The following is a 13,948-nucleotide window of genomic DNA, read 5'->3' as shown; positions in this document are numbered from 1 at the left end:
GTTCTGATTCCGTCACGCGGGTGACCATATGAACGGCCGCCCGACCGCCTACCTGCTCGACGGAGTGCTGATGACCACCGAACCGAAGACGACGACCTCGCGCCCCGGGGTCGACTCGGCCGCTCCCTGGGCCCGTTGGCTGCGCCGCCCGCAGCCGCGCCCCGAGGCGCGGACCACCCTGGTGTGCTTCCCGCACGCGGGCGGCACCGCCTCCTTCTTCGCTCCGTGGGCGAAGCTGCTGCCACCGGACGTGGAACTGGTCGCGGTGCAGTACCCGGGCCGCCAGGACCGGCTCGCGGAGCAGCCCGTGGCCACCATGACCGAGCTCGCCGACGCCGTCACGGAGGCCCTGCGGACCGGTGTGCGCGCCGATCGCGAGCTGGTCTTCTTCGGCCACAGCATGGGGGCCGCGCTGGCCTGGGAGACGGCGCTGCGCCTGGAGGCCCGGTCCGGCCCGGCGCCCCGGGAGGTCTACGTCTCCGGGCGCCAGGGCCCGAGCCGGCAGCGGCCGGGGACGATTCACCTGCTGCCGGAGGAGCAGTTCGCCGCCGAGGTCCTGCAGCTCGGCGGCACCGATCCGCAGGTGCTTGCCGACCCCGAGCTGCGCGCGCTGGTGCTGCCCGCGGTACGGGCCGACTACCGCCTGATCGAGACGTACGCGCCGGATCTGTCGGCCCGCCTGCGCTGCCCGATCGGGGTGTTCACGGGCGATCAGGACCCCGAGGTGACGCCCGCGGACGTGGAGGCGTGGCGCGCGGCGGGCAGCGGCGGCTTCTCCGCCCTTGTGCTGCCCGGCGACCACTTCTATCTGGCGGAGCACGCGCACGCGCGGCGCATCATCTCGTCGATGTTCGGCGACGGCGCCCGCGCCGCGTAACGGCTGAGAGCCTGTCTTTGAACCCCCGTCGTTCGCGCGGAGCGCGGGCGCAGCGGCGGTCGGTGCGTGCGATCGGCGTGCGTGCCGGGCGTCGGGGCGCAGGCGGGGGTTCAAAGACAGGCTCTCAGCCCGCGAAGGCCGCCCCCGGGAGGCCCTGCCCCGCGTCCTGGACCACGAGGACCGAGCCCGCCATCGGGTGCGGGCGGTCGAGGCCGACCCGGGCCGTCGTGACGTACAGGTCGCGCAGGTCCGGGCCGCCGAACGCGCAGGCGGTGGGGCGCGCCACCGGCAGCGGCAGCACGCGGTCGAGGGCGCCGCCCGGCGTGTAGCGCCGGACCTGCCCGCCGTCCCACAGCGCCACCCACACGCAGCCGTCCGCGTCCACGGTCAGGCCGTCGGGGAAGCCGTCCCCTTCCGCGACGACGGTGAACTCCCGCCGGTCGACGACGCGTTGGCCGTCCATGCGGCAGACGTCGATACGCCGGGTGGGGCTGTCCACGTAGTACATGAGGGTCCCGTCGGGGCTCCAGCCGGTGCCGTTGCTGACGGCCACGTCCGGGAACACCTCGGTCGCGGTGCCGTCCGGGGCGACCCGCGTCAGGCTGCCGCCGCCCGGCGCCTCGTCGTAGCGCATGGTGCCCGCCCACAGCGCGCCGTCCGCGGCGACGGCCGCGTCGTTGCCGCGCCGCCCGGCGACCGGGTCGCGCACCAGCCAGGAGAAGGCGCCGTCCGGGCCGTAGAGCCCGATGCCGTCGCGGAGGTTGACGACAAGGCCGCCGCCCGCCCGCGGCTTCGCCGCGCCGACGTGCTGTTCGGTGGCGAGCACCGTGCGCCGGCCGCTCGCCGGATCGTAGGTGTGGACGCGGGAGTTGAGGATGTCCACCCAGATGAGGTGACCGGCGGCGGGGTCCCACGTGGGGCCCTCGCCCAGCTCGGCCCACTCGTGCACCGCGACGTCGATAACCAGCTTCCGCTTCACACCCGAACTCCGCTCCGCACTCGCCGTCTTTGCCTGCGCCCTCACCGCGCACCCCGGTGTCCGAGCCGCGCGGACAGGTCGCCCGCTCCCTTCAGCGCCAGGTCGGACAGCTCCGCCTCGCGGTCCTCGCTCCAGCGGATCATCGGTACGGAGACGGAGAGGGCGGCGACGACCCGGCCCGCGCTGTCGCGCACCGGGGCGGCCACACAGCTCACGTCCGGGTTGGACTCGCGGTGCTCGGAGGCTACGCCGCGCTCGCGGATCGCGGTGAGCGCGGCACGCAACCCGGCCGGATCGGTCAGGCTGTGCGGCGTCATGCCCGTCAGCTCCCGGCCCTCGATGCGGGCGTCCAGCTCGGCCGCCGGGAGGGAGGCGAGCAGCATCTTGCCGACGGCCGTGCAGTGCGCGGGCAGCCGGCGGCCCGCGGCGGAGACCATGCGGACGGCGTGCGTGGAGTCGACCTTCGCGATGTAGATGACGTCCGCGTCCTCGAGGATCGCGACGTGCACGGTCTCGTCGCAGGTCTCGGCGACCTCGCGGGCCACGCGCTGCCCCTCGGCGGCGAGGTCGAGCTGCTCGGCGTACCGGCTGCCCAGCTGGTAGGTGCGCACACCGAGGCGGTAGCGGCCCGGCTGCTCGGGGATGGACACCAGGTAGGAGCGGGCGGCCAGCGTGGTGAGCAGCTCGTGCACGGTGGTGCGGGGCAGCTGGAGCTTGCGGGTGACCTCCGGCGCGGAGAGCGTGCCGTCCCCCTCCAGGAACAGCTCCAGTATGTCGAAAGCCCTGGTCACCGCCGGAACAAGGCGCCCCATGCCGTCCACCCACCCTCATCGTTCGAAACTCCGACCGTTGGCCGGTATCACGAACGCAGGCTAGACGCAGGTCCGTCCACCACGCAATGGTCCTGCGGAAACGGTTGGCGCGCGACCCATTGACACCTGCGAGAGGGGCGCTTTACGGTCACGCCACCATTTCGAACGCGTGACGAAATATCGAACGCAGCCTACGCACCCTGGGGGCAACAGCCGTGCGCATCACGGGAATCAGCACTCACGTCGTCGGGACCCCCTGGCGCAATCTCACCTACGTGCTGGTCCACACCGACGAAGGACTGACCGGGGTCGGCGAGACCCGCATGCTCGGCCACACCGACGCGCTCCTCGGCTATCTCCGCGAGGCCGAGGCCAACCACATCGCCGGTTCCGATCCGTTCGCGATCGAGGATCTCGTACGCAGGATGAAGTACGGAGACTACGGGCGGGCCGGGGAGATCGTGATGTCCGGCATCGCGGTCGTGGAGATGGCCTGCTGGGACATCAAGGGCAAGGCCCTCGGCGTGCCGGTGTGGCAGTTGATCGGCGGGAAGGTGACCGACCGGGTCAAGGCGTACGCCAACGGCTGGTACACCACCGAGCGCACCCCGGAGGCCTACCACCACGCCGCCCGGCAGGTCATGGCGCGCGGCTACCGCGCCCTGAAGATCGACCCGTTCGGCACCGGGCACTTCGAGCTGGACGCGGAGCAGACCCGCTACTCGGTGTCCCTGATCGAGGCGGTGCGCGACGCCATCGGGCCGGACGCCGAGCTGATGCTGGAGATGCACGGCCGGTTCTCGCCCGCCACGGCGATCCGGCTCGCCCGCGAGCTCGCGCCGTTCAAGCCCGCGTGGCTCGAGGAGCCGGTGCCGCCGGAGAACCTGAAGGCGCTGGAGAAGGTCGCCGCGAGGGTCGACATGCCGGTGGCGACGGGCGAGCGCATCCACGACCGGATCGAGTTCCGCGAGCTGTTCGAGAGCCAGGCCGTCGACATCATCCAGCCCGACGTCGGCCACATCGGCGGCATCTGGGAGACCCGGAAGCTGGCGGCCACCGCCGAGACCCACTACATGCTGGTGGCCCCGCACAACGTGGGCGGCCCCGTGCTGACGGCCGCCTCCCTCCAAGTCGGCTTTACCGCACCGAACTTCAAGATCCTTGAGCACTTCAACGACTTCGCCGACGCGGAGATCAAGAAGGTCGTGAAGGGCGCGCCCGAGGTCGTCGACGGCTACTTCGAGCTGTCCCACGAGCCCGGTCTCGGCGTCGAGCTGGACGTGGACGCGGCGGCCGAGTTCCCGCAGCAGCAGGCGCGGTTCGACCTGTGGGCGGACGGCTGGGAGAAGAGGGCACCGAAGTGAGCGGCCCCGACGAGGGCAGCCGCGCGGTCGTCGTCGACCGGCCGGGGCAGCACCGTCTCGTGCGCCGGGACGTGCCCGCCCCCGGCCCCGGCGAGGTCCTGGTGCGCGTCGCCGCCGCCGGGATCTGCATGAGCGACCGCGAGCTGTACGACGGTCACCGGGACGCCGCGTACGTGCGCTACCCGGTCACGCCCGGCCACGAGTGGGCCGGGACCGTCACGGCCGTCGGCGAGGGTGTCGACGCCGCGCTCGTCGGGCGCAAGACGGTGGCCGAGGGCTTTAGGGCCTGCGGGACGTGCGAGCGGTGCCGGTGCGGGGAGACCAGCCTGTGCTCCGGCGGATACGCGGAGACGGGGTTCACCGAACCGGGCGCGTTCGCCGACCATCTCACCGTCCCGGCACGGCTGTTGCATCCGCTCGCGGACGACGCCGATCTGCGGGCCGCCGCCCTCCTCGAACCCGCCGCCGTCATCGCGGCCGCCGCGCGGATGGCCCGCCCGCGGCCCGGTGAGCGGATCGCCGTCGTCGGCGCGGGCACGCTCGGGATGCTCGCGGTGCAGTTGCTCGCCGCGTCGACGCCCGCCGAGCTCGTGGTGGTCGACCCGCGGGCGGCACGCGGCGAGCAGGCGCGGGTCTTCGGCGCCACCGCGGCCCTCACCCCCGAGGAGGCCCAGGCCGTCCAGGGGTCCTTCGACCTGGTGGTGGAGACCGCGGGCGCGCCGCCCACCGCGGCCTCGTCCTGCCTGCTCGCGCGCCGTGGCGGCCGCGTGGTGCTCACCGGGATGTTCACGCCCGGCGCCGCCGGCATCGACCCGGTGCACCTGTCCCTCAGCCAGCTGGAGATCCGCAGTGTCTTCGGCGCCTCGTCGGCGGCCTGGTCGGAGGCGGTCCGCGCCTTCGGCGCCGGCCTGCTCGACCCGGCGGCCCTCATCACGCACGAGTTCCCGCTGGAGGAGTTCGGCGAGGCGGTGGCGCTGGTCGGCGGCGGTGACCCGAAGACCGGGAAGGTGCTGCTCCGCCCCTAGCCGGGCCCATCGACCGTACGGCGGTACGGGCGCGCCTGACGGCCCCGTACCGCCGTACACCCACCACACCGCACCACGTTCGGCATACCGAACGACCTGAACCAAGGAGCCCAGTTGGCCACCCCGTCCCACCCGACCGACCCGTCGTCGACGACCACCCCCTCGACGCCGCAGACGTCGCCGACGCCCCGGCGCCCCGGCGTCGACGCCCTCGCCCGCATCGGCCACGCCGTGCCGGTGCCCGATCCGGCGGGCGCGTCCCCGTACACGTTCCCCGACGGCGGCACCTGGCGCACCGAGATCCCGTCCGTGGAGGGACCCGAGGCGCTGTCCGTCGTCCTGAAGGAGAGCTCGCGCCTCGACGTGCCGGTGCACCGCATCAGCCAGGGCAGCGGCGTGTGGATGCTCACCGACACCGAGATCACGGAGATGGTGGAGACCTGCGCCGAACGGGACATCGAGCTGTGCCTGTTCACCGGCCCCCGCGGCACCTGGGACACCGGCGCCTCCACCCGCACCGACTCCGGCGGTGCGGGCCTGCGCGCCCGCGGCCACGACGCGCTCGCCGGGTGCGTCGAGGACGCCCTGCGCGCCGCCGGACTCGGCGTCAGGTGCCTGCTCGTCGCCGACGAGGGCGTGCTGTGGACGCTGCACCGCATGCGGGCCGCCGGTGTGCTGCCGCGCGACGTCACGTTCAAGCTCTCCGCGCTCACCGGCCCGGTCAACCCCGCTTCGTACGCCGTGTACGAGCGGCTCGGCGCCGACTCCCTCAATGTGCCCTCGGACCTGACGGTGCAACACCTCACCGAGATCCGCCGGGTGAGCCGCGCGCCGATGGACATGTACGTCGAGGCGCCGGACGACCTCGGCGGCTACGTCCGCATGTACGAGGTCGCGGAGCTGATCCGGTGCGGCGCCCCGCTGTACGTGAAGTTCGGCCTGAGCAAGTCGCCCGGCATCTACCCCTACGGCGCCCATCTGCGCGAGCACACCCTCGCCACCGCCCGCGAGCGGGTGCGGCGGGGCCGGCTCGCCCTCGACCTCCTCGCCCGGCACGGCGCCGACGGCGGCATGTCGCCGCTCGGCTCCCGGTGCCCCGGCGACCTCCAGCGCTTCCCCGTCCCGGAAGGGAACTGACCCATGCGCATACGCACCCCGGCCGCGGCCCTGGTGACCGCGGGCCTGCTCGTCGCCTCCCTGTCCGCCTGCGGCCAGGAGGCCAAGGGCGGCAGCCGATACAAGCCGGACGAGGGCAAGGGCAGCACCATCGGCCTCGCGATGCCCACCAAGGCCTCCGAGCGGTGGATCGCCGACGGCAACAACATGGCCGAGCAGTTCAAGAAGGCCGGCTACAAGACCGATCTGCAGTACGGCGACAACAAGGTCGAGAACCAGATCGCCCAGCTCGAAAACATGATCACCAAGGGGCGCAGTCTCCTGGTGGTCGCCGCCATCGACGGCTCGGCGCTCACCGAGGTCCTCAAGCGCGCGCACGACGCCAACATCCCCGTGATCAGTTACGACCGCCTCATCCTCGGCACCGAGAACGTCGACTACTACGCGTCGTTCGACAACGAGCGCGTCGGCCGCCTCCAGGGCCAGTACATCGTCGACAAGCTGAAGCTCGGCAAGCCCGAGAAGGGCGGCGACAAACACAACATCGAGCTGTTCGCGGGCTCGCCGAACGACAACAACACCAAGTACTTCTGGAACGGCGCCATGAAGGTGCTCCAGCCGTACTTCAAGAGCGGCCAGCTCGTCGTACGCAGCAAGCAGTCGCGGATGAACCAGGCCACCACGCTGGACTGGGACGGCGGCACCGCGCAGAAGCGCATGGACGACCTGATCAGCAAGAACTACGGCTCGGACCGGGTCGACGCGGTCCTCTCGCCGTACGACGGCATCTCGATCGGCGTCATCTCGGCGCTGAAGAGCGCGGGCTACGGCTCCAAGAGCCAGCCCCTGCCGGTCATCACCGGGCAGGACGCGGAGCTGGCGTCGGTGAAGTCCATCATCCGCGGCGAGCAGACCCAGACCGTCTTCAAGGACACCCGCAAGCTCGCCAAGCAGACGGTGGCGATGGGCGACGCGGTCCTGAACGACAAGAAGGTGAAGGTCAACAACACCACGGACTACGACAACGGCAAGAAGACCGTGCCCTCCTATCTGCTCGACCCGGTCAGCGTCGACAAGACGAACACCAAACTCCTCGTCGACGAGGGGTACTTCAAGGCAGGGCAGCTCAAGTGACGCGGCCCGTCCTGGAGATGCGCGGGATCACCAAGACCTTCCCCGGGGTCAAGGCGCTCTCCGACGTGCATCTGACCGTGCGCCCCGGGGAGATCCACGCCATCTGCGGCGAGAACGGCGCGGGCAAGTCGACGCTGATGAAGGTCCTCAGCGGTGTGTACGAGCACGGCTCCTACGAGGGCGAGATCCGCTTCGAGGACGAGCCGATGGCCTTCAAGGACATCCGCGCCAGCGAGCGCCACGGCATCGTGATCATCCATCAGGAGCTGGCGCTCGTCCCGTACTTGTCGATCGCCGAGAACATCTTCCTCGGCAACGAGCGGGCCACGCGCGGCCTCATCGACTGGAACGGCACGCTGCGCGAGGCGAACCGGCTCCTCAAGCGCGTCGGCCTGGCCGAGAAGCCGCAGACGCCGGTCGCCGACCTCGGCGTCGGCAAGCAGCAGCTGGTGGAGATCGCCAAGGCGCTGTCGAAGGAGGTGAAGCTGCTCATCCTCGACGAGCCGACGGCCGCGCTCAACGACGAGGACAGCGCGAAGCTCCTCGACCTGATCCTGGAGCTGCGCGAGCAGGGCATCGCCTCCATCATCATCTCCCACAAGCTGAACGAGATCCGGCACATCGCGGACGCGGTGACGATCCTGCGCGACGGGCAGTCCATCGAGACCCTGACGGTCCGCGAGAGCCCGGACGCCGAGCCGCGGCTCTCCGAGGACCGCATCATCCGCGGCATGGTCGGCCGCGACCTCGACCACCGCTTTCCCGAGCGCACCCGCTACGACGGCGAGGACGCGGGCACGCTCGCCCTCTCCGTCACCGGCTGGACGGTCCGGCACCCGGTCGACCACCAGCGCAAGGTCGTCGACGACGTGTCCCTGACCGTGCGGCGCGGCGAGATCGTCGGCGTCGCGGGCCTCATGGGCGCGGGCCGCACCGAGCTCGCCATGTCCGTCTTCGGGCGTTCCTACGGCCAGTACGTCGCCGGGAGCGTGGCGGTGAGCGGTCGCGAGGTGGCCACGAAGACCGTCCCCGCGGCCATCGACGCCGGGATCGCCTACGTCACCGAGGACCGCAAGCAGTACGGCCTCAACCTCATCGACACCATCCACCGCAACATCTCCCTGGCCTCGCTGCCCGGCATGCGGCGCGGCGGCATGCCGGGCCTGGTGGACGAGCACCACGAGCGGTCCGTCGCCGAGCGCTACCGCACCTCGATGAACATCAAGGCCCCCACCGTCTTCGAGCAGGTGGGGCGGCTCTCCGGCGGCAATCAGCAGAAGGTCGTCCTGAGCAAGTGGATCCACGCCGACCCCGAGGTGCTGATCCTCGACGAGCCGACGCGCGGCATCGACGTCGGCGCCAAGTTCGAGATCTACACCGTCATCGACCAGCTCGCCGCGCAGGGCAAGGCGGTGCTGTTCATCTCCTCCGAACTGCCGGAGCTGCTCGGGATGTGCGACCGGATCTACACCATGGCCGAGGGCCGGCTGACCGGTGAGGTCACCCGGGCGGAGGCCACCCAGGAAGTCCTGATGCGCCACATGACGGCGCACAGAAGCTGATGCGCCACGGACCCGAGAACAGAAGCTGAGGCCCCGCATGACCACCACGACCACACCACCGAAGGACGCGTCCGAAGCGCCGCCCGCGCAGCGGTCGACCGGCGCGCTGCTCCTCGAGATGATGCGCGCCAACATGCGCCAGTACGGCATGCTCGTCGCCCTGGCCTTCATCGTCATCCTGTTCCAGATCTGGACCGACGGCACGCTGCTCCTGCCGAGCAACGTCTCCAACCTGATCCAGCAGAACGGCTACATCCTCATCCTGGCCATCGGCATGATGATCGTCATCATCGCCGGCCACATCGACCTGTCCGTGGGCTCACTGGTGGCCTTCGTCGGCGCCATGTCGGCGGTGATGATGGTCAAACACGACATGCCCTGGGTGCTCGCACTCGTCCTGTCGCTGCTCATCGGCGCGGTCGCGGGCGCCTGGCAGGGCTTCTTCATCGCGTACGTCGGCATCCCGTCGTTCATCGTGACCCTGGCGGGCATGCTGCTCTTCCGCGGCCTCACCCAGATCGTCCTCGAAGGCCAGTCGCTGTCGCCGTTCCCCGACGGATTCCAGAACATCGCCAAGGGTTTCATCCCGGAGATGGGCCCGTACACGCAGTACCACAACCCCACCCTGGTCATCGGCGCCGTGACGGTCGCGTTCCTGCTCTTCCGCGAATGGCGCCACCGCAAGCGGCAGTTGGCGTACGACCTCGACGTGACGCCGACCGGCCTGTGGGTGGCCAAGTGCGTGGCGATGACGGCCGCCGTGGTGGCCTTCACCCTGACGCTCGCCAGCTTCCACGGAGTGCCCGTGGTGCTGCTCATCATGTGCGGTCTGCTGATCGGCCTCGGCTATGTGATGCGCAACGCGGTCATCGGGCGGCATGTGTACGCGCTCGGCGGCAACAAGGCGGCGGCGAAGCTGTCCGGCGTGAAGGACAAGCGCGTCACCTTCCTGATCTTCGTCAACATGGGCGTGCTCGCGGCGCTCGCGGGCTGTGTGTACGCCGCGCGCCTCAACGCGGGCACCCCGCAGGCCGGCCTCAACTTCGAACTCGAGGCGATCGCGGCCTCGTTCATCGGCGGCGCGTCGATGAGCGGCGGCGTCGGCACGGTCATGGGCGCCGTCATCGGCGGCCTCGTCCTCGGCGTCCTCAACAACGGCATGTCGCTGGTCAACATCGGCACGGACTATCAGCAGGTCATCAAGGGGCTGGTGCTGTTGGCCGCGGTCGGTTTCGACGTGTGGAACAAGCGCAAGGTCGGGCGCTGAACGCTTCGCTCGAAGAACAGCATCAATCTGCGGGCCCGTCGTGGCTGGTCGCGCCCACGCGGCGGAGCCGCAGATAGACAGAGCCCCGCGCCCCTTCAGGGCGCTCCCCGTACCGCAGCAGAGGAGTCACGCATGGAAACGAGCAGACGAACCGTCCTGGCGGCCACCGCGGCCGCGGGCCTCACGGTGGCCGCCTCGGGCACCGCGCACGCGACACGGCCGGTCACGCCGTCCAAGGAACCCTTCGGCACCCTGCCCGACGGCACGAAGGTGCACCGCTGGAGCCTGGAGAACGGCGGCACCCGCATGAAGGTGCTGTCGTACGGCGGCATCGTGCAGGCCCTCGAACTTCCCGACCGGCACGGCCGGTACGTGAACGTGTCGCTCGGCTTCGACAACCTCGCCGACTACCTCACCGCCACCACGTTCTTCGGCGCGCTCATCGGCCGCTACGGCAACCGCATCGCCAAGGGCCGCTTCACGCTCGACGGCAAGAGCCACCAACTCTCCGTCAACGACGGCGAGAACAGCCTGCACGGCGGCGCCAAGGGCTTCGACAAGCGCGTCTGGGACGTCGAGCCGTTCGCCGACTCCACCGGCGTCGGTCTGGTCCTGCGCCGCGTCAGCCCCGACGGCGAGATGGGCTATCCGGGCACGCTGCGCACCAAGGTCACGTACACACTGACCGCGCGCGGCGACTGGCACATCGCGTACACGGCGACCACCGACAAGGCGACCGTGGTCAACCTCACCAACCACACGTACTACAACCTCGCGGGCGAGGGCAGCGGTGACGTGCTGAGCCACCGGCTCCGGCTCGCAGCCTCCCGCTTCACCCCGACGGACACGACGCTGATCCCCACCGGGGAGCTGGCGGCCGTGCGCGGCACGCCCTTCGACTTCCGGCGGGCGAAGCCGATCGGACGGGACATCCGCGCCGGGCACGCACAACTGGTGACGGCCCAGGGCTACGACCACAACTGGGTCCTGGACAAAGGACTCACGCGCAGCCCCCGGCACTTCGCGACCCTGCACGACCAGGCGTCGGGGCGCACGATGAGCATCGCCACCACCGAGCCGGGCGTGCAGTTCTACTCGGGCAACTTCCTGGACGGCACACTGGTGGGCCCGTCGGGCCGCACCTATCGCCAGGGCGACGGATTGTGCCTGGAGACCCAGCACTTCCCCGACTCGCCGAACCAGCCGTCCTTCCCCTCCACGATCCTGCGGCCCGGCGAGGTGTACAGGTCGGCGACAGTGCACGCCTTCTCGGTGGACTGAGGGGACACGACGGCGGCACGAACCCGCCTCGGGCCGCGGGCTACGGCGACAGAGCCGGCCGTGGCCGGGCATATGCACTCGACCCGCCCGCAATACGGGCAGACAGGAACCATGGATGGCGTCATGCCTTGCACTATGCCCTGCTGAAGTCAAGATTCCGTTAGAACCCAATGATTATCGGATAGCCCCCGGCGACGCGTCGGTACGTCCGGACGTTACGGTTATCGCCCGACAGGTACGTGGCGTGATGTGACGGGGACTTGACGTGACGAAGACTTGGCGTGAAACAGACCCTGGTGTGCTGCGGCTGCCGTCGGGGCGGCTCGTGCGCGGGCGGGGTCTGCGGCATCCGCTGCCCGACGGGCCCGCGCCGGCGTTCGCCGTGTACCTCCTTGGCAAGCCCGCGCCGCCGGTCTCCTGGGAGGCGCACTGGCTGCGCTGGCCCGACTTCCGGCTGCCCACGGACCGCGAGCAGGCGCGGCGGCTGCTCGGCGAGGCGTGGGCGCGGGCCGCCGTCGAGCGCGTCGAGATCGCCTGCGGCGGGGGCGTCGGGCGCACCGGCACGGCCCTGGCGTGCCTCGCGGTGCTCGACGGCGTGCCCGCCGGGGAGGCCGTGGACTACGTCCGCGCGCACTATCACCGCCGCGCGGTGGAGACGCCGTGGCAGCGCCGCTTCGTGCGCGACTTCAGGCCCGCGGGGCCGACGGACCGAGGCGACTGAGCCGGGCCCTTCGCGGGCCCGGTCGGCCGGGGCGGCGCTCAGTCGTTCAGGGCGGCGAGCGTGGCGTCCAAGTCGGCGCCGCGCGGCTGGTTGTGGGGCAGGCGGGACAGGACACGGGCCATGCCGCAGGTGTCGGTGACGGCCGCGAAGACGAGGCCCGAGGCGATCGCGGCGGACAGCACACGGGCACGCGGCCAGCGCCGCCCGGCCGCGAGGCCGACGAGCACCAAGGAGCCTGCGGCGAGGCGGACCTGACGCTCCATCGCCCAGGTGGCGCGGGTTCCTTCGGGCCGGTCGACGTCGTGTCCGTCGCGCAGCCACGCGGCCGTGCCGCCGGTCAACGTGGCGGCGGTGACGCCGTGTTCGGCGAGGGTGGCGCGGGCGGTGGCCGAGCGCGCTCCGGAGGCACACACGAGCAGCAGGTCACGCCGTCCTGCCGCGGCCTTGAGCGCGGGCAGGGCGCGCGGCAGGTGGTCGAGCGGCACGTTGTGGGCACCGGGCAGATGTCCGGACGCGAACTCTCCGGGCGTGCGTACGTCGACGACGGTCAGCTCGTGCAGACGGTTCTGGGCCTGGTCGGCAGTGAGCTCGGGCGGGGCCATCACGGGGTTCCTTCTCTCGTTGCTGCGTACACCACCTCCCTAAGATACCCGCAGGGGTATGCCGAAGGAGTTGCTCGTGGACATGGCGATGGCGGCCGATGAGCTGAAGACCGTGGTCAACCGGCTGCGCCGGGCGCAGGGGCAGATCGCCGGAGTGATCAGGATGATCGAGGAGGGGCGGGACTGCGAGGACGTGGTCACCCAACTCGCCGCCGCCTCACGGGCGTTGGACAAGGCGGGCTTCGCGATCATCGCGACGGGGCTCCAGCACTGCCTGGCGGACGCGGAGCTCGCGGAGAGCGGGGACAGGGACCGGATGCGGGCCCGCCTGGAGAAGCTGTTCCTGTCCTTGGCGTGAGGGCTCCTTGGCGTGAGGGCTCGCCCCCGGCCTCCGGAGGGGGGGTACGGCGTGCGGGCGCTCATCGTCGTACGAGCAGGGCGACGGACACGTCGACGAGCATCCCGGCGGACACCGCGAGCAGCACGACGGCGAACGCGCGCCGCAGCCGGGCGCCGGAGAGCCGGGACGCGAGGCGTTTGCCGTCCCGGGCGCCGAGGATCGCCGCGCCGGTGAACGGCGCGATCACGCCCCAGTCGAGGCCCGCCGTGGTGCCGCCCCGGGTGGCCAGCGCGGCAAGGGAGTTGGCCGCGATGACGAGCAGGCTGGTCCCGGTCGCCGCCCGCATCTCGAAGGCGAGCACGGTGACCAGTGCGGGCACGACAAGAAAGCCCCCGCCGACGCCGAGCAGCCCGGTCAGCGCGCCGAGCCCGGCCCCCGCACCGGCCGCCCGGCCCGGCCGCACCGCGCCCGCCGCGTCCGCGTCCTCGGCGTCCGTCCGGCCCGGCCGCAGCATCCGTACCCCGGCGAGGGCGGCGACGGCGGCGAACGCGGCGGTGAGGACCGCCTGCGGCAGCCGCCCCGCCGCCGCTCCGGCCGCCGCCGCGGGCGGGATGCCCGCCAGGGCGAACAGGGCCCCGGCGCGCCAGCGGACGTGGCCCGCGCGGGCGTGGGCGTACAGCGCGCTCGCCGAGGTGACGGTGACGATCAGCAGACTGGCGGTCGTGGCGGCGGCCGGGGTGAAGCCCAGCAGATAGATCAGCGCGGGGACGGCGAGGACGCTCCCGCCGCCCCCGAGCGCGCCGAGCGCCAGGCCGACCACGGCACCGGCGATCAGGGCGAGGACCAGGGCACTCACGTGCGGGTCCGG

General features: G+C 71.5%; 14 protein-coding genes. 10 read left to right on the top strand and 4 right to left on the bottom strand.

Going from position 1 to position 13,948, the window contains the following annotated elements; translation table 11 throughout:
• Positions 1-28: 28 nt before the first annotated feature.
• Positions 29-877 (top strand): thioesterase II family protein, encoded by an 849-nt coding sequence (locus AC0KTA_RS34290; protein ID WP_481052077.1) that lies wholly within the window; start codon positions 29-31, stop codon positions 875-877.
• Positions 878-1,001: 124 nt separating this feature from the next.
• Here AC0KTA_RS34290 and AC0KTA_RS34285 read toward each other — a convergent pair whose 3' ends face one another.
• Positions 1,002-1,856, bottom strand: a complete 855-nt coding sequence (locus tag AC0KTA_RS34285; RefSeq protein ID WP_481052076.1) for an SMP-30/gluconolactonase/LRE family protein — start codon at positions 1,854-1,856, stop codon at positions 1,002-1,004.
• A gap of 41 nt (positions 1,857-1,897) precedes the next feature.
• Positions 1,898-2,668 (bottom strand): IclR family transcriptional regulator, encoded by a 771-nt coding sequence (locus AC0KTA_RS34280; RefSeq protein ID WP_481052075.1) that lies wholly within the window; start codon positions 2,666-2,668, stop codon positions 1,898-1,900.
• 215 nt (positions 2,669-2,883) lie between these two features.
• Between AC0KTA_RS34280 and AC0KTA_RS34275 the strand changes: the two genes are divergently transcribed.
• From AC0KTA_RS34275 to AC0KTA_RS34240, 8 genes are all read left to right on the top strand, one after another.
• The gene (locus tag AC0KTA_RS34275; protein ID WP_481052074.1) at positions 2,884-4,032 is read left to right on the top strand and encodes a mandelate racemase/muconate lactonizing enzyme family protein; all 1,149 of its coding nucleotides are present in this window, start codon (positions 2,884-2,886) and stop codon (positions 4,030-4,032) included.
• Positions 4,029-5,057, top strand: coding sequence for a zinc-dependent alcohol dehydrogenase (locus AC0KTA_RS34270; protein WP_481052073.1), 1,029 nt, complete (start codon positions 4,029-4,031; stop codon positions 5,055-5,057). The genes AC0KTA_RS34275 and AC0KTA_RS34270 overlap by 4 nt, the downstream gene beginning before the upstream one ends.
• 219 nt (positions 5,058-5,276) lie before the next feature.
• On the top strand, positions 5,277-6,194 hold the full coding sequence (locus tag AC0KTA_RS34265; protein ID WP_481056667.1) for a hypothetical protein: 918 nt from the start codon (positions 5,277-5,279) through the stop codon (positions 6,192-6,194).
• A 3-nt stretch (positions 6,195-6,197) separates the two neighbouring features.
• A complete protein-coding gene (chvE, locus tag AC0KTA_RS34260; protein ID WP_481052072.1) occupies positions 6,198-7,307 on the top strand; it encodes a multiple monosaccharide ABC transporter substrate-binding protein in 1,110 nt (369 codons plus the stop codon).
• Positions 7,308-7,324: 17 nt separating this feature from the next.
• Positions 7,325-8,869 (top strand): multiple monosaccharide ABC transporter ATP-binding protein, encoded by a 1,545-nt coding sequence (mmsA, locus tag AC0KTA_RS34255; RefSeq protein ID WP_481056666.1) that lies wholly within the window; start codon positions 7,325-7,327, stop codon positions 8,867-8,869.
• A gap of 37 nt (positions 8,870-8,906) precedes the next feature.
• A complete protein-coding gene (mmsB, locus tag AC0KTA_RS34250; RefSeq protein ID WP_481052071.1) occupies positions 8,907-10,136 on the top strand; it encodes a multiple monosaccharide ABC transporter permease in 1,230 nt (409 codons plus the stop codon).
• A 132-nt stretch (positions 10,137-10,268) separates the two neighbouring features.
• On the top strand, positions 10,269-11,417 hold the full coding sequence (locus tag AC0KTA_RS34245; RefSeq protein ID WP_481052070.1) for an aldose epimerase family protein: 1,149 nt from the start codon (positions 10,269-10,271) through the stop codon (positions 11,415-11,417).
• A 265-nt stretch (positions 11,418-11,682) separates the two neighbouring features.
• Positions 11,683-12,138, top strand: coding sequence for a protein-tyrosine phosphatase family protein (locus tag AC0KTA_RS34240; protein ID WP_481052069.1), 456 nt, complete (start codon positions 11,683-11,685; stop codon positions 12,136-12,138).
• Positions 12,139-12,176: 38 nt separating this feature from the next.
• Here AC0KTA_RS34240 and AC0KTA_RS34235 read toward each other — a convergent pair whose 3' ends face one another.
• A complete protein-coding gene (locus AC0KTA_RS34235; RefSeq protein WP_481052068.1) occupies positions 12,177-12,740 on the bottom strand; it encodes a rhodanese-like domain-containing protein in 564 nt (187 codons plus the stop codon).
• Between the two features lie 76 nt (positions 12,741-12,816).
• Here AC0KTA_RS34235 and AC0KTA_RS34230 point away from each other — a divergent pair, with 76 nt between their 5' ends.
• Positions 12,817-13,098: a metal-sensitive transcriptional regulator gene (locus AC0KTA_RS34230; protein ID WP_481056665.1), complete on the top strand. Its 282-nt coding sequence runs from the start codon at positions 12,817-12,819 to the stop codon at positions 13,096-13,098.
• 61 nt (positions 13,099-13,159) lie between these two features.
• Here the strand turns inward: AC0KTA_RS34230 and AC0KTA_RS34225 are convergent, their stop codons facing one another.
• The gene (locus AC0KTA_RS34225; protein WP_481052067.1) at positions 13,160-13,936 is read right to left on the bottom strand and encodes a sulfite exporter TauE/SafE family protein; all 777 of its coding nucleotides are present in this window, start codon (positions 13,934-13,936) and stop codon (positions 13,160-13,162) included.
• Positions 13,937-13,948 lie beyond the last annotated feature (12 nt).

It is taken from the genome of Streptomyces sp. Y309, assembly GCF_056712025.1.
This window is presented reverse-complemented; position numbering and strand designations above follow the sequence as displayed.

Excerpts from the sequence above, each read along its gene's own strand:
- mmsA (WP_481056666.1), top strand. The coding sequence starts at position 7,325 with ATGCGCGGGATCACCAAGACCTTCCCCGGGGTCAAGGCGCTCTCCGAC.
- AC0KTA_RS34245 (WP_481052070.1), top strand. The coding sequence starts at position 10,269 with ATGGAAACGAGCAGACGAACCGTCCTGGCGGCCACCGCGGCCGCGGGC.
- AC0KTA_RS34290 (WP_481052077.1), top strand. The coding sequence starts at position 29 with ATGAACGGCCGCCCGACCGCCTACCTGCTCGACGGAGTGCTGATGACC.
- AC0KTA_RS34235 (WP_481052068.1), bottom strand. The coding sequence starts at position 12,740 with ATGGCCCCGCCCGAGCTCACTGCCGACCAGGCCCAGAACCGTCTGCAC.
- chvE (WP_481052072.1), top strand. The coding sequence starts at position 6,198 with ATGCGCATACGCACCCCGGCCGCGGCCCTGGTGACCGCGGGCCTGCTC.
- mmsB (WP_481052071.1), top strand. The coding sequence starts at position 8,907 with ATGACCACCACGACCACACCACCGAAGGACGCGTCCGAAGCGCCGCCC.
- AC0KTA_RS34280 (WP_481052075.1), bottom strand. The coding sequence starts at position 2,668 with ATGGGGCGCCTTGTTCCGGCGGTGACCAGGGCTTTCGACATACTGGAG.